Annotated in this window: 12 protein-coding genes and 1 riboswitch; of the genes, 7 read left to right on the top strand and 5 right to left on the bottom strand. The window is 61.8% G+C overall.

The genetic code is table 11. The features are described 5' to 3' along the window. Positions 1-2: 2 nt before the first annotated feature. Genes thiS through thiC form a run of 3 tightly spaced genes read right to left on the bottom strand, consistent with a single transcriptional unit; the run spans position 3 to position 2,933 of the window. Positions 3-200, bottom strand: coding sequence for a sulfur carrier protein ThiS (thiS, locus tag ABWV42_RS03950; protein WP_353338968.1), 198 nt, complete (start codon positions 198-200; stop codon positions 3-5). Continuing rightward, entirely contained in the window at positions 169-1,137 is a 969-nt protein-coding gene (locus ABWV42_RS03945; protein WP_353338967.1) for an FAD-dependent oxidoreductase, read from the bottom strand. The genes thiS and ABWV42_RS03945 overlap by 32 nt, the downstream gene beginning before the upstream one ends. Further along, entirely contained in the window at positions 1,134-2,933 is a 1,800-nt protein-coding gene (gene thiC / locus ABWV42_RS03940) for a phosphomethylpyrimidine synthase ThiC (RefSeq protein ID WP_353338966.1), read from the bottom strand. Before thiC ends, ABWV42_RS03945 begins: the two co-directional genes overlap by 4 nt. Before the next feature lie 116 nt (positions 2,934-3,049). Continuing rightward, positions 3,050-3,180, bottom strand: a riboswitch (TPP riboswitch). Positions 3,181-3,618: 438 nt separating this feature from the next. On the opposite strand from thiC, the gene ABWV42_RS03935 reads away from it, so the two are divergent. From ABWV42_RS03935 to ABWV42_RS03905, 7 genes are all read left to right on the top strand, one after another. Then, positions 3,619-6,027: a GcvT family protein gene (locus ABWV42_RS03935; RefSeq protein ID WP_353338965.1), complete on the top strand. Its 2,409-nt coding sequence runs from the start codon at positions 3,619-3,621 to the stop codon at positions 6,025-6,027. 3 nt (positions 6,028-6,030) lie between these two features. Continuing rightward, positions 6,031-7,590, top strand: coding sequence for a trimethylamine methyltransferase family protein (locus ABWV42_RS03930; RefSeq protein WP_353338964.1), 1,560 nt, complete (start codon positions 6,031-6,033; stop codon positions 7,588-7,590). A gap of 1 nt (position 7,591) precedes the next feature. Then, positions 7,592-8,266 (top strand): TetR/AcrR family transcriptional regulator, encoded by a 675-nt coding sequence (locus tag ABWV42_RS03925; protein WP_353338963.1) that lies wholly within the window; start codon positions 7,592-7,594, stop codon positions 8,264-8,266. Positions 8,267-8,530: 264 nt separating this feature from the next. Continuing rightward, positions 8,531-11,614: an Ig-like domain-containing protein gene (locus ABWV42_RS03920; protein WP_353338962.1), complete on the top strand. Its 3,084-nt coding sequence runs from the start codon at positions 8,531-8,533 to the stop codon at positions 11,612-11,614. Between the two features lie 64 nt (positions 11,615-11,678). Continuing rightward, positions 11,679-12,974 carry a TolC family protein gene (locus tag ABWV42_RS03915; RefSeq protein WP_353338961.1) on the top strand — a complete coding sequence of 432 codons (1,296 nt, stop codon included), beginning with the start codon at positions 11,679-11,681 and terminating at the stop codon, positions 12,972-12,974. A 101-nt stretch (positions 12,975-13,075) separates the two neighbouring features. Further along, positions 13,076-15,220: an ATP-binding cassette domain-containing protein gene (locus ABWV42_RS03910; protein WP_502930947.1), complete on the top strand. Its 2,145-nt coding sequence runs from the start codon at positions 13,076-13,078 to the stop codon at positions 15,218-15,220. Continuing rightward, a complete protein-coding gene (locus ABWV42_RS03905; RefSeq protein WP_502930935.1) occupies positions 15,217-16,398 on the top strand; it encodes an HlyD family type I secretion periplasmic adaptor subunit in 1,182 nt (393 codons plus the stop codon). Before ABWV42_RS03910 ends, ABWV42_RS03905 begins: the two co-directional genes overlap by 4 nt. A gap of 6 nt (positions 16,399-16,404) precedes the next feature. Here ABWV42_RS03905 and ABWV42_RS03900 read toward each other — a convergent pair whose 3' ends face one another. Both ABWV42_RS03900 and ABWV42_RS03895 read right to left on the bottom strand, forming a co-directional pair. Further along, positions 16,405-17,064: a trypsin-like serine peptidase gene (locus ABWV42_RS03900; protein ID WP_353338960.1), complete on the bottom strand. Its 660-nt coding sequence runs from the start codon at positions 17,062-17,064 to the stop codon at positions 16,405-16,407. Between the two features lie 191 nt (positions 17,065-17,255). Continuing rightward, positions 17,256-18,428: an isovaleryl-CoA dehydrogenase gene (locus tag ABWV42_RS03895; RefSeq protein ID WP_353338959.1), complete on the bottom strand. Its 1,173-nt coding sequence runs from the start codon at positions 18,426-18,428 to the stop codon at positions 17,256-17,258. Between the last annotated feature and the right edge of the window lie 29 nt (positions 18,429-18,457).

Genomic DNA, 18,457 nt, shown 5'->3' with positions numbered 1-18,457 from the left:
CGTCATCCCCCCTGCATCGGCGCCAGCACTTCCAGCCGGTCGCCTTCGGCAAGCGGGGTCGTGGGGCGGGCGTCGCGGGCGACAAACTGGCCGTTGATGGCGGTGGCGATGGCGGGGCTGTCAAAGCCCAGCTCGGCCAGAGCCTCGGCGAGGGTCGCGGAGGTAATGTCACGCGGTTCTGCGTTGACGAGAATGTTCATCGGAATGTTCCTGAAAGAAGTGCTGTGCCAGTTGGGTCGCCAGGGCCGGTGCGATGAGAAAGCCGTGGCGGTAGAGGCCGTTCACATGGGTGGTCTCGCCAACATGGGTCAGACGGGGGATGTTGTCGTCAAAGGCGGGGCGCAGGCCGACACCGGTTTCGATCACGCTGGCCTCTGCCAGGGCGGGGTGGAGCGCAAAGGCCGCGCCCAGAAGTTCAAGGAGCGAGCGAACCGTGATGGGGGTCCAGGCCCCGCTTTCGATCATGGTCGCGCCGATCATGTAGACCCCGTCGCCACGCGGCACGAGGTATAGCGGGATACGTGGGTGCAACAACCGCAGGGTTCGCGTGATCTCGACCTCTGGTGCCTCGATCACCGCCATTTCCCCCCGGATGGGGCGCAGGCCGGGCAGGGAGGACGCCATGCCACGACAATCGACATCAACGGTCGGGGGCGCGGGGGTGTCGTAGAGGATCGAGACACCCATTTCCTGAACAGTGCTGGTGAGGTCCAGAAGCGCCCTGCGCGGATCAAGATGCGCCTCGTCTGCAAAGAACAGCCCCGAGGTGAACCGCCCTTGCAGCGCAGGTTCAAGCGTGGCGATTTCCGCGCTGTCCACGGTGCGGTGGGCCTCTGTGCGGCGGGCAAAACGGGTCAGTTCGGCACGGTCGCGGGGCGGCGCAACCACGAGAGTGCCGCGCTTGGTGACAGGGGTGATCTGCTCCCACCACGTGATCGCGCCCTGACCAAGGCGGACGACCTCTGGTTCGGCGGTTTCGCCTTCGCACCACGGGGCCAGCATGCCGCCGGCAAACCAAGAGCTTAGGTTGTCAGAGGGGGCAGCACCTGCCTCGTAGATCGTGACCGCCGCGCCGCGTCTGGCCAGTTCATAGGCACAGGCGAGGCCGGCAACGCCGGCCCCCGCGATGGTGATCATGCCTCGTCCTCCGCAAGCGGCACATAAAGCTCTCCGCCCTCACGGAACTTGGCGGCCATGGCCTCCATGCCTTCCTTCTGGGCTTCGGCGCGGATGTCGTGGCTGATCCGCATCGAGCAGAACTTCGGCCCGCACATCGAACAGAAATGAGCGACCTTATGGGCCTGTTTCGGCAGGGTCTGGTCATGGAATTCACGCGCGGTGTCGGGATCGAGAGAGAGGTTGAACTGGTCCTCCCAGCGGAATTCGAAACGGGCGCGCGACAGCGCATCATCGCGGCGCTGGGCACCCGGCAGACCCTTGGCCAGATCGGCGGCATGGGCGGCGATCTTGTAGGTGATCACGCCGGTTTTCACGTCGTCACGATCCGGCAGGCCAAGGTGTTCCTTGGGCGTCACGTAACACAGCATGGCACAGCCGAACCAACCGATCATCGCCGCGCCGATACCGGAGGTGATGTGGTCATAGCCCGGCGCGATATCGGTGGTCAGCGGCCCAAGCGTGTAGAACGGGGCTTCGTGGCAGCACTCGAGCTGCTTGTCCATGTTCTCCTTGATCTTGTGCATGGCCACGTGGCCCGGCCCCTCGATCATCACCTGGCAGTCCTTGGCCCATGCGATCTTGGTCAACTCGCCAAGGGTTTCCAGCTCGGCGAACTGGGCCGCGTCGTTGGCATCGGCAATCGAACCGGGCCGCAGGCCGTCACCAAGCGAAAAGCTCACGTCGTACTTGCGGCAGATGTCGCAGATTTCCTCGAAATGCTCGTAGAGAAAGCTTTCCTTGTGGTGATGCAGGCACCACTTGGCCATGATCGACCCGCCGCGCGAGACGATGCCGGTGACGCGGGTGGCGGTCATCGGCACCATGTGCAGGCGCACGCCCGCGTGGATGGTGAAATAGTCGACACCCTGTTCGGCCTGTTCGATTAGCGTGTCGCGGAACACTTCCCAGGTCAGGTCTTCGGCGATGCCGTTCACCTTTTCCAGCGCCTGATAGAGCGGCACGGTGCCGATGGGCACGGGGCTGTTGCGGATGATCCATTCGCGGGTGTTGTGGATGTTGCGCCCCGTCGACAGGTCCATCACGGTATCGGCGCCCCAGCGGATCGCCCAAACCATCTTGTCGACCTCTTCCTCCATGCTTGAGGTGACGGCAGAGGTGCCCATGTTGGCATTGATCTTCACAAGGAAGTTGCGGCCGATGATCATCGGCTCGGATTCGGGGTGGTTGATGTTGGCGGGAATGATCGCGCGGCCCGCGGCGATTTCGCTGCGCACGAATTCGGGCGTGACATAGTCGGGGATGTTCGCGCCCCAGTCGTTTCCGTCGCGGTGGCAGGGGGCGGTTTCGCGCAGCTGGTTCTCGCGGATCGCCACGAATTCCATTTCCGGCGTGATGATACCGGCGCGGGCATAGGCGAGCTGGGTCACGGCGGCGCCATCCTTGCCGCGCAGGGGCGGGCGGATGGAGGGGAATTCAGGGGTCAGGCGGTCGCCTTCGACAAATCCGTTGTCTTCCGGTTTGACGGCGCGGCCGGTGTAGGCCTCGACGTCGGCGCGGGCGTCGATCCATGCGCGGCGCAGTGGTTCGAGACCCTGCCGGATGTCGGTGAGGATGTCGGGATCGGTGTAGGGTCCCGAGCTATCATAGACGGGCAGAGGCGGCTCGCCCGCGGTGGGATGCACGGAAATCTCGCGCATTGGCACGCGAATGTCGGCGTGGATGTCGCCCGGCACGTAAATCTTGCGCGACGCGGGCAGTTCACCCGTGGTGATCTTGGGGTTGGGGACGTTCATTTTGGCGCTCCTCAAGTGGTCTACTCAAAAAGACACCAATTGAGGAAAGGCTGGGAAACAGAGGGTGTACGGCCCCCTTGTTCGGTCAACGCCGCCCTTGGGTGTACAGATCCCGCGGGTGAGCGCACCTAGCTTCCTACGCCAGCATCAACTGGGTCAGGTTCAAAGGGTCGCGTCACCTAGATCGGATCGCTCCGACCAACTTCAGCCTCTCAGTCCCATAGGCGGGACTCCCCTGCGTGCCTCAAGTCATAGGAGATGAATTTGGCTTCGGCAAGGGGGGGGTGCGGGGGCTTGCGAGGGGTTTGAATGGGGTGTGAATGAGCCGTTCCGTGTTGGATGAACGGTTGCGAAGTGAGTTTGGGAGCTATTGAAGTAGTAATAATTTCAGTATGTTAATCCGGTTTTGAAGGCATTTTCCTTTTGGGTGACGTTGGTGAGTTCTGAGCATTCTAACCGTCGGAAATCCGTGTGCCCGATGCGTGCTCGCGCCTAGGCCAGTTTCGCTGAACACCTAGCGCCAGTCGAGAAAATCACTGCGCTCACCCCCGTCAAGAATCACAATTTCAGGTGCGTGTCAGAAAAGTGTGGACAGGAATGTCCAGAATCGCGGATACAATTGGACAGAGTTGTCCAGTTTCGGGCGCGACGCGTTGCGAGACCCATCGGATCAGGGAGAGAGATCATGAAGTCGCATTATCGTGCAGTTGTCATTGGCGGTGGCGTCGTCGGCGCGTCCGTTCTGTATCACTTGGCCAAGTTCGGCTGGACCGATGTCTGCCTGATCGAACGTTCGGTCCTTACCGCAGGTTCGAGCTGGCACGCGGCGGGCGGCTTTCACGCGCTGAACGCCGATCCCAACATTGCCTCGCTTCAGGCCTATACCATCGATCTCTTGTCCGAGATCGAAAAGGAAAGCGGCCAGTCCGTGGGGATGCACATGACTGGCGGTATGACGCTGGCAGGCACGCCGGACCGTTGGGAATGGCTGCAGTCGGCCTATCGCACCTTCCAGTCGATCGGCATCGACGACTGTCGCCTGATCACGCCGCAGGAAGCCAAGGAGCTCTGCCCGATCATGTCGACCGACGGCATCATCGGCGGTATGTGGGCCGACCGGGAAGGCTATGTCGACACCACCGGCACCGTACATGCCTATGCCGGCGCGGCCAAGAAACGCGGGGCGGAAGTGATTGAGCACAACCGCGTTCTGGAACTGCATCAGGTCGAGGGTGGCTGGAAAGTTGTGACCGAGAAGGGCACGATCCACGCCGAGAACGTGGTGAACGCGGCAGGCCTTTGGGCCAAGCAGGTTGGGCGCATGGCGGGTATCGAACTTCCGGTATCGCCGCTCAACCACCACTATCTGATTTCCGACACCATCCCCGAGTTGGAACAGCTTGATTTCGAAGTGCCGATGACCGTCGACCTCGAAGGGTTCACCTATATGCGGCAGGATCAGAAAGGCATCCTTCTTGGCATCTACGAGATCGACCACGAACACTGGATGGTGGATGGCGCGCCGTGGGAATATGGGTTCGAGCTGCAACAGGAAGATCCGGACCGCATCGAGAAAGAGCTGATCCTTGGGTTTGAACGCTATCCGGCCTTGCAGGAGGTCGGGGTGAAGACCTGGGTCAACGGTGCCTTTACCTTTGCACCGGATGGCAACCCGCTGGTTGGTCCGGTGCGCGGCAAGCCGGGGTATTGGTGCGCCTGTGGCGTGATGGCGGGCTTCCTTCAGGGCGGCGGGGTTGGCAAATCGCTGGCCGAATGGATGATCCACGGCGAACCCGAGGCGGATGTCTTTGGCATGGATGTCGCGCGTTTCGGTGACTATGCCCAGAACAAACGCTTCATCAAGGAAACCACCGGCCAGTTCTACACCCGCCGTTTCGTGATGACCTATCCGAACGAGCAATTGCCCGCGGGCCGCCCGTTGAAGAAGGCCCCCGCCTATGACGGCATGACCGCCGCTGGCTGCCGCTGGGGTGTTGGCTATGGGCTGGAGCAGCCGCTCTACTTCGCACCCACCGAGGATTTTGTCGAAACCCCGACCCTCAAACGCTCCAACGCCTTCGATATCGTCGCTGGCGAGTGCAAGGCTGTGCGCGAGGCGGTGGGCCTGCTCGACATTTCCGGCTTTTCCCGCTTCGAAGTGTCGGGCGAGGGCGCCGAAGCCTGGCTCGATAACATCATGGCCTCCGCACTCCCGGCGCCAGGTCGTGCTAAACTTGCCCCGATGCTGGGCCACGATGGCCGCATGAAGGGCGATCTGACTGTCTTCAACTGGGGCGATGGCACATGGTGGATCATGGGCAGCTACTACCTGCGGGAATGGCACATGCGCTGGTTCCATGACCATATGGGAGAGGGCGTTGCTGTACGTGATCTGTCGGATGCGACCGTGGGCTTTAGTCTGTCCGGCCCCAACAGCCTCAAGGTGCTGGAGACGCTCACCGAAAGCCCCATCGGCGACCTCAAGTTCATGGGTTGCGGCACCTTCGATATCGGCATGTTGCGCTGCAAGGTGGGCCGTCTCTCGGTTGCGGGCGAACTCGGTTATGAAATCCATTGCTCGGCGGCAGAACACATCACCTTGCGCGAAACCCTTCTGGAGGCAGGGGCCGCGTTCGGGATGAAAGAAGTTGGCTTCAATGCCCTTCTGAGCCTGCGTCTTGAGAAGAGCTTTGGCATCTGGAGCGCGGAATTCACCCAAGGCTATACCGCTGGCCAGACCGGCATGGATCGCTGGATCGACTGGACCAAGGGCGACTTCATTGGCCACGCAGCAGCTCTGAAGGAGCGCGAGTCCAACGGCCCGAACCAGCGTGTGGTTACCTTGGAGGTGGATGCCGTGGATGCGGACGCCAGCGGGTACGAGCCTGTCTGGAAAGACGGTAAGCGTGTGGGTTTTGTCACCTCCGGCGGCTATGGTCACACGGTTGGCAAATCGCTGGCCATGGCCATGATCGACAGCGACGTGGCGGGCGAAGGATCGGAACTGAGCGTGCATATCGTGGGCGCGGAACGGCCCGCGCGGGTGATTGCGCCGTCACCCTATGATCCGCAAGGCAAGGCGATGCGAGGATAAGTCATGAGCATGGAAAACTCTGGTTCAACACGCGGGCGTCGACGGCGGGGGCGTGGGGGCGCGGATGTGGCACCCGAGGTCAAGCGCGAGGTAAACTATCGCCAATTGCGCAATCCCTTTCCCCCGATGAACGTGTTCTCGGAAGACGAGATCGCGAACATGCACGAAACCGCGCTTCGGATGCTGGAAGAGCTTGGCATGAAGGTGCTGCACGCGGAGGCGCGCAAGATCTATGCCGCCGGGGGCGCGCGGGTCGATGAAGACAGTGAAATGGTGTTCATCGGGCGCGACATGATCGAGGCGGCGCTGGCCTCTGCGCCGCGCTCGATCCAGTGCCGTGCCGGCGCGCGAGAGCGTGACATTACCCTTGAGCTGGGCAGTCTGGTGTTCCAGGCGGGCGCAGGGGCCCCCAATGCAACCGATCTTGAACGGGGCAGGCGGCCGGGCAGTGAGCGGGACTATATCGAGTACCTGCAACTGACCCATCATTTGGACGTGTTCCAGATGATTTCGCCGCAAGTCGAACCCCAGGACGTCCCTGTCCATCTGCGCCACTATTTCACCACCCAGGCGCAGATGACCTATACGGACAAGTTCCCCTTCATCTTTTCGCGTGGCACGCCGCAGGTGATGGACAGTTTCGAGATGATCCGCGATTTCCGTGGGCTGAGCGACGACGTCTTCATGGCCAACCCGCACTGTTACACGATCATCAACACCAACAGCCCCCGTACGCTGGACATTCCGATGGCGCAGGGGCTGATTGACTTTGCCCGCAACGGTCAGGTGTCGATCATCACGCCGTTCACCCTGATGGGGGCGATGGCGCCGATCACCGTGGCGGGGTCGATCACCCTGTCACATGCCGAGGCGCTGGCGGCCCTGACGCTGACCCAGTTGGCAAGGCCCGGTGCGCCAGTCTGTTACGGCACCTTCACGTCGAACGTGGATATGAAGTCTGGTGCGCCGGCATTTGGCACGCCCGCGCATTTTCAGGCGTCGCTGGCGGCGGGACAGCTGGCTCGCTTCCTCGGATTGCCCTGGCGCTCTGCGGCAGGGTCGGCGGCAAATATCAACGACGTTCAGGCCGCGAATGAGAACCAGATGGGCCTTTGGGGCTGCCTGATGGCTGGTGCGACGGTGGTGATCCACTCCGCAGGGTGGCTCGAAGGTGGGTTGAGTGTGTCTTATGAGAAACTGGTGACCGATGCCGAGGTTCTCAACATGATTGCCGAACTCTGCGCCGGGGCGCAGGCGGGCGAGGACGAGATCGGATATGAAACCGCGATGAAGGCGGTTGAGCCGCAGGGCCATTTCTTTGCCGCACCGCAGACGATGGCGCGCTACAACACCGAGTTCTACGAGCCGGTCGTGCATGACTATGCCAACTTTGGCACCTGGACAGAGCGTGGCAGTCTTGATGCGAACCAACGGGCGACACAGGTCTGGAAGGAGATCGTTGCCGCCGACGCGCGTCCGGAGATTGACCAAAACCGCCTTGAGGCATTGAAATCCTTTGTGGCAAAGCGTACCGCCGAAGGTGGCGCCCCACCCGAGAGTTGACATGGCCAAACGAGTAACCCCGCTGCTGCACCGAGACGACCCCAACAAGGATCCGCTTGTCGGCCACGTGAAGGTCACCCGCGAAGACTGGCTGAATGTCGCGCGGGATGTTCTGGTCAGTGACGGGGTGGCCGAAGTGAAGGTGCTTGCGCTGGGCGAGCGTCTCGAGGTGTCGCGCTCGAGTTTCTACTGGTACTTCAAGAGCCGCAAACACCTTCTCGAGGTGCTGTTGGACGACTGGGAAGAACGCAACACCAAGACCATCGTCGACAACTGCGCCCTGCCTGCCGAGACCATCACCGAGGCGGTCTGCAATTTCTTTCGCTGCTTCATTGATCCTGCTCTGTTCGATCAGGGGCTGGATTTCGCGGTGCGGGAGTGGTCGCGCCGTGACGGGGCCGTGCGCCAACGGATCGACAATGCCGACAAAACGCGTCTCGCTGCCTTGGCGCAGATGTTCGAGCGGCACGGCTATGATGCGCAGGAAGCGGATGTGCGCGGGCGTATCCTGTATTTCATGCAGCTTGGCTATCACGCCTTGGAAGTGCGCGAGCCAATGGAGGCACGGATCGGGCGTCTGGACGGCTATCTGGAGTGCTTCACCGGGGTGAAACACGATCCGGAGTCGCTGGCGGACTACAAGGCCTATAGCGAAGTTCTGGGCAAGACGACCTAGGGCAAATCAGGGTGATTTGCGGCGGAGCGCCGCTCGCAAACGCGGGGGCGAGCACCTTGAGATTTGCGCAGGATTACACGTCAGGGTGAATGACGCCATTTAGCGACACAACCCATTGTGGAAAGTGTGACATCTTTTCGACGGCCTAGATATGGTGATGCGAAGGGATAGCACAAAACTATCTAGTATTTTTTCGAAGGCAGAAGTATAAAGTTTTCCAATTAAAGGCGCGTTAAAGCGCTATATATCGAGCGGTGAAATGTCATGAGTGGTATTGGATTTGCCGTCCGCAGTGCGGACGGGGTAGTTGTGCGCGGTCAAGCGATTGATGGTACGGTCGAGGCGCGCCACGCACAGGAATTGTCTTTGAACCTGTCACCCGAAGAGGTGAAGGTGATCTCACGCCGGGGCGGCGATCTGGTGATCCAGACGCAGGACGGCGAAATTGTTGTTCTCGAGGGGTATTTCCAAGGCCCTCTTTCGGATGAGCGCGAACTCTTTCTCAGTAAAAGCGGCCAATTGCACAAGGTCGATCTGGACGACGACGCCGGCCAGCTTGTCGCCAGTTTCGATGCGATCCCGCTGACGGAGAAGTGGAGCCAGTATGACGAGCTGACCTTCCTCAACCTCGAGCGCGTCGAACCGGTGGTTGCACCGATTGGCGGCCCTGTGATTGGCGGGCTGGGCAGCTTGCTGGGCATTGGGGGCGCGGCGGCCGTCGCAAGCACGATCGTGCCGGGTGGCGACGGTGGCCCCGCGACGCCGACGGTGGATGATGTTGATGTCGACCGGATCATCGGCGGCACCGGCCCTTCGGATGTCGTCGTGACCGGTACTGGCGAGCCGGGGTCGGACGTTGTGGTGGAAATCGGCGGCGAGACCGTGACGACCACGATTGGCGACGACGGTATCTGGACCGCAACCTTCCTTGGGGTCGATCTGCCGGACGACGGGGTCTACCAGACCTCGGTAACCGTGACCGATCCTTCTGGCGACGTCCACGACTTGACGGGACCGACCGTGGACATCGATACGACTGCGCCCGATGTCGCGGTGCAGTCCGGGACGCAATCGACGTCTGACATCGTGAACGCGGTTGAACACAACGACGGCCCGGTGATCACCGGAACCGGCGAGCCGGGGGCCAATGTTAGCGTCGAAATCAACGGCGCAACTCACAGCACAACGGTTCTGGAGGATGGCAGCTGGAGCGTCACCTTCGACGCCAGTGAAATCACGACGGGGGAGTATGAAACCGTTGTCACCATCACGACAACGGACGCGCGTGGCAACGTGAACGTGGTTTCGGACGTTCTGGTTGTGGACACGGTTGCCCCCGATGTCGACCTTGGCGTCACGGCGGGCGATGACGTGATCAACGCCAATGAAGCCGCCGCCGGTGTGCAGCTGAATGGTTTCGGCGAGGCCGGCACGACCTTGAGCGTCACATTTCAGGGCCTGACCCGCGAGGTTACCGTGGGCGCGGACGGCAACTGGTCGCTGGCCTATGACGCCTCTCAGATCGCCCCTGGCACCTATGACAGCGCAGTCGTGATCACCGCAACCGATGCGGCGGGCAACAGCACGACCGAAACCTTCACCGTTCATGTGGACACCGAAGGCGGCGTGACCTTCTCGACCCCGGTTGCCGGGGACAACATCGTGAACCAGAGCGAATTGAACGCGGGGTTCGCGGTGAATGGCACGGCCGAGCCGAATGCCGAAGTGCAGGTCACCCTGCACGGTGTGACACATACCGTCACTGCGGACGCAAGCGGCAACTGGACGACGACCTATCTTGCCAGCGAAATCCCGCAGGGAGACTACGAGGCGCAGGTCAGTGTCACCTCGACCGACGCGGCGGGCAATGTCTCGACCACCTCGGGCACGATCCACGTGGATACGGAAACCAGCGTCGGGATCGACGCTACTCAGGTGGGCGACAACATCGTCAACGCCGGTGAACAGGGCAGCGGCTTTGCCCTCACTGGAACCGCCGAGGCGGGATCGCAGGTTCAGGTCACTCTGGAAGGTGTCACCCATACTGTCACTGCCGGGGCAGACGGCACCTGGGTGGCGGACTTCGCCGCCAACGAAATCCGTCAGGGCACTTACGATACCACCGTGACAGTCGTTTCGACCGATGCCGCAGGCAACGTCGCGAGCAGCAGCAGCAGCCTGCATGTCGACACCGAGATGACGGTTGGTCTCGATGCCGGGCAGGCAGGGGGCGATGACATCGCCAATGCAGGTGAGGTGGCCAGCGGCGTAACCCTGACCGGCACTAGTGAACCGGGAGCCGAAGTGGTTGTGACCCTTGCCGGTGTCGCGCGCACCGTAACTGCGGGCGGCGATGGAAGCTGGGCCGCGACCTTTACGGCGGCCGACATTGCCCAAGGCGAATATGACGCGCCGGTCTCCGTTATTGCGACGGATGCGGCCGGAAACGTCGCCTCCACGTCGGGCACCCTGCATGTCGACACGAGCACCCAGATCGACATCGATGTCACGGCCTCGGGCTTTGCAGGTGGCACGGTCAATGCCGAGCAGATCCAGAGCGGGCTTGTCCTGACCGGTACGAGCGAGCCGGGCGCGAATATCGTCGTCACGGTGGATGGCATCGTGCGCACCACCACCGTGGACAGCAACGGCAACTGGTCGGTGACCTATGAGCCGGGCAGCCTGCCCGAGGGCACCTACGAGGCAACGGCGACCCTTCAGGTGACCGACCTTGCCGGGAACACCGCGACCTCGTCGACCACCTTCCTGGTTGATACCGAGATCACCAACCCAGTTGTCCAGTCGGTGACCTTCTCGGACGACGACGTTACATCGGTGTCGCTTCTGACGGGAAGCGAAGAAGACTACTCGATCACCGCCCTGAATGGCGATGGCAGCAGCAGTGCGCTTGCCACGACCGAGGTGCCGCTGGCAGGAGATGAATCGCTCTTTGTCCTGAACCCGGCCGCGTCAGATGGCACGCATCTTGTGGTTTCGGCAGAGGATGGCGCCGGCAACAAGTCGGACACGTTGCTTGTGCTGGACGACAACATGACCAACGCAGGCACGTTGGACCATGCCGGGCTTGGTGCGTTCAACATCGAAGGCATCGAACTCGACTATGCGTCCGATACCTCACTGACCCTGACCGAGGCACAGATCAAGGATCTGTCCGACACCTCTGACAGCCTGACAATTCACGGCGGCTCGGACGATCAGGTCAATGTGTCCGGCGCGGTCAAGACGGGGCAAACGGTTGATATCGAAGGGGAAGCCTATGATGTCTACACCGTTGGAGATGATGGCGTCACGCTGGTCGTCGATCAGGACATCAACGTCGTGATCTGATGTCCCGCAAGGGAGCGGGGCGCCAGTGGCGCCCCTTGGGAAACTGGGCTTTGGGGCGAACCACATGACTTTGCGACGCGGTGCATGTCTTCTGTTGGGATTTGCCCTGCTTGGCGGTTGCAACCTGTCCTTGCCGTTGCAGGGGCGGGCGCCGCAGGAAGTTAGCCACCGGACCAGCAGCTTTGAACCCTCTTCCGAGGCCCCGCAATCCGAAATCCTGTCGGCCCTGATCCAGCGCCGTTCGGTGATAGCCGAAGACAGTGCGCTTGGCGATGTGGCGCGTGTTGCCCTGGCCTCTGGCGCGCGGCCGTCCGAGGCCAAGTTGCGCACGGCCAAGCTGCGGGCCGAGGCCGAGAACAAGAACTGGCTGCCCACCATTGGCCCGGTGGTGAGCCTCACGAGCCTTGGCGATGTTCTGGCGAGCCTTGTCGTGGATCAGGTGCTGTTTGATCACGGCCGCAAAAAGGCCGAACGGGAATTTGCCTGGGCCGACGTCGAGGTTGCCGCCGTCACCCTGTCGCAGGATATGAATGACCGCGTGTTCACCGCGCTTTCGCTCTATGTCACTGCCTTGCGGGGGCAGGAAAAGGCGCAGGTCGGAGACGGGGCCATGCGCCAGATGCGCGCGTTCAATCGTATCGTGGCAGGGCGCGTGACGGGCGGGGTTTCGAACCTTGGCGATCTGCGCATGGTCGAGGACAAGACCCAGTCGATCCTGTCGATGCGGGACACCGCGAAGGATGAGGCAACTGCGGCCCTTGCCGAACTTGAGGCCATGACCGGAACCCGTTTTGACGGTAAGCCAGTGACGGCTCTGGCGGGTCTTCCTGACGAACGTGGTGCCCCGCTTGAGGTGCTCAAGGCCGATGCCGAGGCCAAGCGCAGCGTTGCGCAGGCGACCATTCAGCGAGCCTCTCTTTTGCCGGGATTGAACGCAAGCGGTACGGTCTCCAACAGCGGGTCTTCTGCGACACTTGAAGCCTCGGGCGAGACAGGCATCGGGCTTGGCACCGGCGGCAAGCTGAAGGCGATTGAGGCCAGCAAAGAGACCGCCCGGCGTCAGGTGGCCGAAGCGCGGGAAGACGCTGCACGCAAGCAGAGCCGTCTGGAACAGCGTATCGCCAGCCAACAACGCCAGCAGGCCGAGGCGCAGCGCCTTGCGCAGCAGGGGCAGGAAACCTATCGCCTGTTCCAGGCCCAGTTCCGGGCTGGCCAACGCTCGGTTCTAGAGGTGGTCAACGTCTACGAACAATCGGTGCGCCGTGCGCTGGAAGGCGTGGATGCGAAATATGACGTGATCCTTGCCCAGTTGGAACTGGCGCGCGACATGGGGCTTTTGGCGGATGGAGATGCCATTTGATCCCGCCGACCTCTTCAACTGTTCTCTCGATCAATTCTCTGAAGGCCAAGCCATCGGACCGGCAGGTGCAGACATCTGTTGATGCGCCAAAGCCATCCGGCATTGCCAACCCCGTGGACGGGTTTCAGGAACTTGTCGAAACCACCGCCAAGCGTATTCAGCATCGCGCAACGCTGATCTCGACACTGGCGGCGCTGAACGGCGCGGAAATTCCCGTTTCGGACGTTGCGGAATACATGTGGAGCACGTCGCCCGGTGATGTCTCGGAAAAGGCGCTGGCCAAGGCGCTTCAGAATGCCGGGGTCGAGCCGCGTATCGCCACGCGCGTTCCGGTGCAGCCGACCTCATGGCCCGCGATTGCGTGGATGACCAATGGCCAGTCTGTCCTCGTGCTGTCGCAGGAAGATGAAACGCTCACCCTGTTCGATGCCACCTGTCCCGACAATCGCACCGAGGTGCCGCTGGCCGAGTTTGCGCCCTATTTCGCGGGCACCACCCTCGCGGCCAGGGTCAGCCTCAAGCAGCTTGCCGAACGACACGTGCCGCAACTGGCGGGGGGGCATTGGTTCTGGGGGCAGTTTCGCGACTATCGCGGCCATATGGCCGAGATCATGCTGGGCTCTCTGGTGGCAAACCTGTTGGCGGTGGGCGTCGCGCTGTTCTCGCTGCAGGTTTACGATCGCGTGATCCCGCACCAGTCCGAGGCGACGCTTTGGGTGCTGGCGATTGGCGCGCTTATGGCCATCGGTCTGGAAGGGGTTCTCAAGCTGGCGCGGGCCAAGATGAGCGATACCGCCGGACGCCGGATGGAGCTTTCCATCCAACACCGCCTGATGCAGCGCCTTTTGGGGATGCGGTCGGACAAACGCCCCCTGCCGCCCTCGGGCCTTTTTGCCGCCATGCGGGATTTTGGGGCGGTGCGCGATTTCTTTACCTCCTCCACGATTTCGGTTCTCGCCGATATTCCCTTCATCGCGATCTTCCTGCTTCTGGTCGCCACCATTGCGGGCAACGTGGTCTGGGTGCTGGTCTTGGGCGGGCTGTTGATGATCCTGCCCGCCTATGCGCTGCAAAAGCGGATGATCGCCCTGACGCGCAGCACGCAAGGGGCCTCGGCCAAGGCCGGCCGTCTCTTGCAGGAGGTGATCAGCGAGATCGACACCGTAAAAACCCAGCGCGGGGAAGAACGGGTCATGCGCCTTTGGGACGAGCTGAACCTGCTGTCCTCGCAAAGTTCGGCCGAGCAGCGCAAGCTCAGCAGTATGCTGACCTTCTGGTCGCAGGGGGTGCAGCAGGCGACTTATGTGGCGACCGTGGTGATCGGGGCTTACCTCGTGTTCCGGGGGGACTTTACTGTCGGTACAATCATCGCCACCGGCATCCTGACCTCTCGTACCCTTGCTCCGCTGACCCAGTTCGCGGGCATTCTGGCGCGTTGGAGCAATGTGAAGGGCGCGTTGGAAAGCCTCGACACCATCGCCACCGCGCCGCAGGAAAAGGAGGCCGGTCGCTCGTACCTGCGTCGACACTCCCTGCAAGGGCAGTTCGAACTGCGCGAGATGACCTTTGCCTATGATCCCGAAGCCGCGCCCACGCTGGATGTGCCGGGGGTGATTATCAAGCCGGGGCAACGGATCACCATCCTTGGCGCGAACGGATCGGGCAAATCGACCCTACTGAAGCTGCTGGCCGGTCTCTACAGCCCCGACAAGGGGCGCATCCTGTTGGATGGCACCGACATGTCGCAGATCGATCCCCGCGATCTGAGGCGTGCAATCGGTTACCTTGGACAGGACGTGCGCCTGTTTGCGGGAACCCTGCGGGATAACCTGAACCTGACCCAGCTTGAGCGCGATGACGACCGCCTGATGGAGGCGCTGGATTTCGCGGGGTTGGGGCCGTTCCTGCGCAACCACCCAAAAGGCCTTGATCTGGAAGTGCGCGATGGGGGTGAAGGTCTGTCCATTGGTCAGCGTCAGTCGATTGGCTGGGCGCGGCTTTGGCTGCAAGACCCCTCGATCGTGCTGCTGGACGAACCCACCGCCGCGCTGGACCAGACGCTTGAGCGCACGTTGGTGAGCCGCCTTGGCACCTGGCTTAACGGGCGTACCACCCTTATCGCGACGCACCGCACGCCGATCCTTGCGCTCAGCAACCGCACCCTCATTCTTCAATCGGGGCGTCTTGTGGTGGATGGTCCGCGCGAACAGGTTCTGGCCCACCTTGCCGCCGGAGAGCGCGGATGAGCGAGATGACCCACCCTTCCGCCGACCTGTTTGACGACCAGATGCGCGCGTCCCGCCTGACCATTCGAATTGTCGCGGTGGCGGTTGTACTTTTCCTGTTGTGGTCGGCCTTTGCCTGGATCGACGAGATCGTGCGCTCCGACGGGCAGGTTGTGTCCTCGTCGCGGTCTCAAAGCGTGCAGAACCTTGAAGGCGGCATCCTTGCGGAACTCTCTGTGCAGCAGGGCGATGTTGTCGAGGCAGGGCAGGTTCTGGCCACGCTACAGGACACCCGCTTTCGCACCACCTTTGACGACCTTCAGGACCAGCTTGACGGCCTTGAAATCCGCCGCCTGCGCCTTGAGGCCGAGAGGGCGGGGCGGTTTACGTTCGAGGTTCCGGACGACCTTGCGAAACGCTCGCCGAATATTTTGTCGTCAGAACGTGCCCTTCTCGAGGCCCGCCAGACCGATCTCGACAGCCGCCGTGAAGGGGCCTTTGTTCAACTGGAACAAGCCAAGGAAGAGCTTTCCAACATGGAGCGCCTTTATCGTAAGGAATTTGTTGCCCTTCTCGAGGTCAACAAGGCGCGCGACAAGATGTCGGAAACCGAGGTGCGCTACATGGATATCCTGACGCAGGCCGAGCTCAGGCTGGCCGAGGAGTATTCCGAAACCACGAAAGAGATCACCTCGCTGCGCCAGGAGATGCGCATCGCGCAGGATCAGCTTGACCGAACGGTGATCACGGCCCCGATGCGTGGCATCGTCAACAGCCTTGCGGTGACAACGATTGGCGGCGTGATCCGTCCGGGCGAGGAAATCGTCGAGATCATTCCGATGGGCGAGGACCTGTTCATCGAAGCGCGAGTGCGCCCGGAAAACATCGCCAGCGTGCAGCCGGGACAGGATGCGACGATCAAGCTGACGGCCTATGACTACACGATCTATGGAACGCTCAAGGGGAAGGTCGATTTCATCTCGGCGGATACTTTTGAGGACGAGCGTGATCCGCGTGCGCCGCCTTTTTACCGGGTGAGCGTGACCATCGACACCAAGGACATGACCGAGCGGCAGAAGGCCATCGAAATCCGTCCGGGGATGCGGGCACAGGTCGAATTGCACACAGGCTCAAAAACCGTTCTGCAATACCTGCTCAAGCCGCTTTACAAGTCGCGTGAAGCCCTGCGCGAACCCTGAGGCGGCTTATCCGCCCGGCATCAGGTCTTTTAGGATGCTCGCGCTGAGCGTGGTGCTGATCGACACCGGTTTGCCTCCCATGTCGGCGCGGGACGAGACCACCGAGACCACCGTGGGGCGGTTGTCCTTGTTGAGGGCCAGAACCGGCGCGCCGGAGGCCCCGAAATCAACCTCGCAGGACATCACCAGCGTCTCGCCGCGACGGGCCAGAACCTGGCAGGGGAACTCCATCGCCGGCTCACCCGCGTTGGAAATCGCGTAGGAGAGCACGCCGAGACGGTCGCCGCGTTTCAGGCCGGTCTGGTAGCGCAACGGCAGTACCGCATCCGAAGCGATCGGGCGTTCGAGGCGCAGCAGCGCGAGATCATAGCCCACCTTGCGGTTGGCGGCCGTGGTGCCATGACGATAGCGGGGGTGTTGCTTGGTATGCGACACCTGCCGCACGGCCTTGGCCTTGCCGCCCCGCAGGCCGGCCTGGTACTGGATCTTGTTCGGTGTGATTTTCTTGCCCGTATAGGGATCGTAAAGGCAGTGCGCGGCCGTCAGGACAAGGTCCGACGAGACAAGCGCCCCGGTACACATGGCCACCCCAGACACAAGCAGGCGCCCGACGGCCGCTTCTTTTACATTGGCGCTATAGGCACCAGTGGCCGTTTCGGCAGACATCTGGCCCGGAAGCAGCAACATTGCCGCGGTAAGTAAAGCAGACACTCGCATACAGGGTTCCTCTTACAGTCTCGAGAAGAAGACCTGCCATGTGGGGCGAATTTGGGGCGAAAGCTGTTCGTTTTGAGGCTCACGCCCCAAAGTCGGGAAACGCTTCGTTGCCGGTTTGGAACCAATGCGGCAAGATTGGCCTAGCCAGTGGCCTTGAACAGCTCGCGACCAATCAGGATCCTCCGGATTTCAGAAGTTCCGCCCCCGATCTCGAACAGCTTGGCATCCCGCAGCAGCCGTCCGGTCGGATAGTCGTTGATATAGCCGTTCCCGCCGAGCAGCTGAATCGCGTCGAGAGCAACGCGCGTGGCGGCTTCCGAGGCAAAGAGGGCGCATGCTGCCGCATCCTGACGGGTGATTTCTCCGCGGTCCGCAGCCATCGCCAGCATGTACGCATAAGAGCGTGACGCGTTCATGCTGGCATACATGTCGGCAATCTTGGCCTGCACCAGTTGGAATTCGCCGATGGGCTGTCCGAACTGTTCGCGCTGGTGCACATAGTCCAGCGCGATGTCCAGAGCGGCGCGCATGATGCCGATCGGGCCTGCGGTCAGGATGGTGCGTTCATAATCCAGACCGCTCATCAGGACTTTGACACCTTCGTTCTCTACGCCTAGAATGTTTTCTTCGGGCACTTCGCAGTCTTCGAAGATCAGCTCCCCGGTGTCCGACCCCCGCATACCCAGCTTGTCGAGCTTGGGCGCGACCGAAAATCCCTTGAAACCCTTCTCGACGATAAAGGCGGTGATGCCGTGCGGACCTGCCTCGGGGCGGGTTTTGGCATAGACAACCAGGGTGTCGGCCACCGGGCCATTGGTGATCCACATCTTGGTGCCGTTCAGAATGAACCGATCCCCGCGCCTTTCGGCGTGTAGTTTCATGGCAACCACGTCTGATCCTGCGCCGCTTTCGGACATCGCGAGGGCGCCGATATGTTCGCCGGAACATAGTTTCGGCAGGAACCGCGCCTTCACGTCCTGCGATCCGTTCAGCGTGATCTGGTTCACACAGAGGTTCGAATGCGCCCCGTAGGACAGGCCGACCGAGGCCGAACCGCGAGAGATTTCCTCGGACACGAGGACCTGCGCCATGTAGCCCTGACCCGATCCACCGAATTCCTCGGGTGCGGTGATCCCAAGAAGGCCCATTTGCCCCAGCTCTGGCCAAAGATCGGCGGGAAAGTCGTTGCTGCGGTCGATCTCCTCGGCTCGGGGGACGATCTTGTCATCGACCCAGCGGCCAACGGTGTCGCGGATTTCCTCAAGTTCCGGTGTCAGGCCGAACGACATGTCGGCGGGGGAATTGCGCAGCATGGGGGGCTCCTCAATAGGTCGGTTTTGTT

This window comes from Pelagimonas sp. KU-00592-HH (genome assembly GCF_040369695.1).
Classification (GTDB): domain Bacteria; phylum Pseudomonadota; class Alphaproteobacteria; order Rhodobacterales; family Rhodobacteraceae; genus Shimia.
The sequence above is the reverse complement of the archived record's forward strand: the minus strand, read 5'-3'. Positions and strand labels throughout refer to the sequence as shown.

What these genes read in the sequence shown, in the direction of transcription:
- ABWV42_RS03935 (WP_353338965.1), top strand. Translation starts at nt 3,619, where the DNA reads ATGAAGTCGCATTATCGTGCAGTTGTCATTGGCGGTGGCGTCGTCGGC.
- ABWV42_RS03925 (WP_353338963.1), top strand. Translation starts at nt 7,592, where the DNA reads ATGGCCAAACGAGTAACCCCGCTGCTGCACCGAGACGACCCCAACAAG.
- ABWV42_RS03895 (WP_353338959.1), bottom strand. Translation starts at nt 18,428, where the DNA reads ATGCTGCGCAATTCCCCCGCCGACATGTCGTTCGGCCTGACACCGGAA.
- ABWV42_RS03905 (WP_502930935.1), top strand. Translation starts at nt 15,217, where the DNA reads ATGAGCGAGATGACCCACCCTTCCGCCGACCTGTTTGACGACCAGATG.
- thiS (WP_353338968.1), bottom strand. Translation starts at nt 200, where the DNA reads ATGAACATTCTCGTCAACGCAGAACCGCGTGACATTACCTCCGCGACC.
- ABWV42_RS03915 (WP_353338961.1), top strand. Translation starts at nt 11,679, where the DNA reads ATGACTTTGCGACGCGGTGCATGTCTTCTGTTGGGATTTGCCCTGCTT.
- thiC (WP_353338966.1), bottom strand. Translation starts at nt 2,933, where the DNA reads ATGAACGTCCCCAACCCCAAGATCACCACGGGTGAACTGCCCGCGTCG.
- ABWV42_RS03930 (WP_353338964.1), top strand. Translation starts at nt 6,031, where the DNA reads ATGAGCATGGAAAACTCTGGTTCAACACGCGGGCGTCGACGGCGGGGG.
- ABWV42_RS03900 (WP_353338960.1), bottom strand. Translation starts at nt 17,064, where the DNA reads ATGTCTGCCGAAACGGCCACTGGTGCCTATAGCGCCAATGTAAAAGAA.
- ABWV42_RS03945 (WP_353338967.1), bottom strand. Translation starts at nt 1,137, where the DNA reads ATGATCACCATCGCGGGGGCCGGCGTTGCCGGCCTCGCCTGTGCCTAT.
- ABWV42_RS03920 (WP_353338962.1), top strand. Translation starts at nt 8,531, where the DNA reads ATGAGTGGTATTGGATTTGCCGTCCGCAGTGCGGACGGGGTAGTTGTG.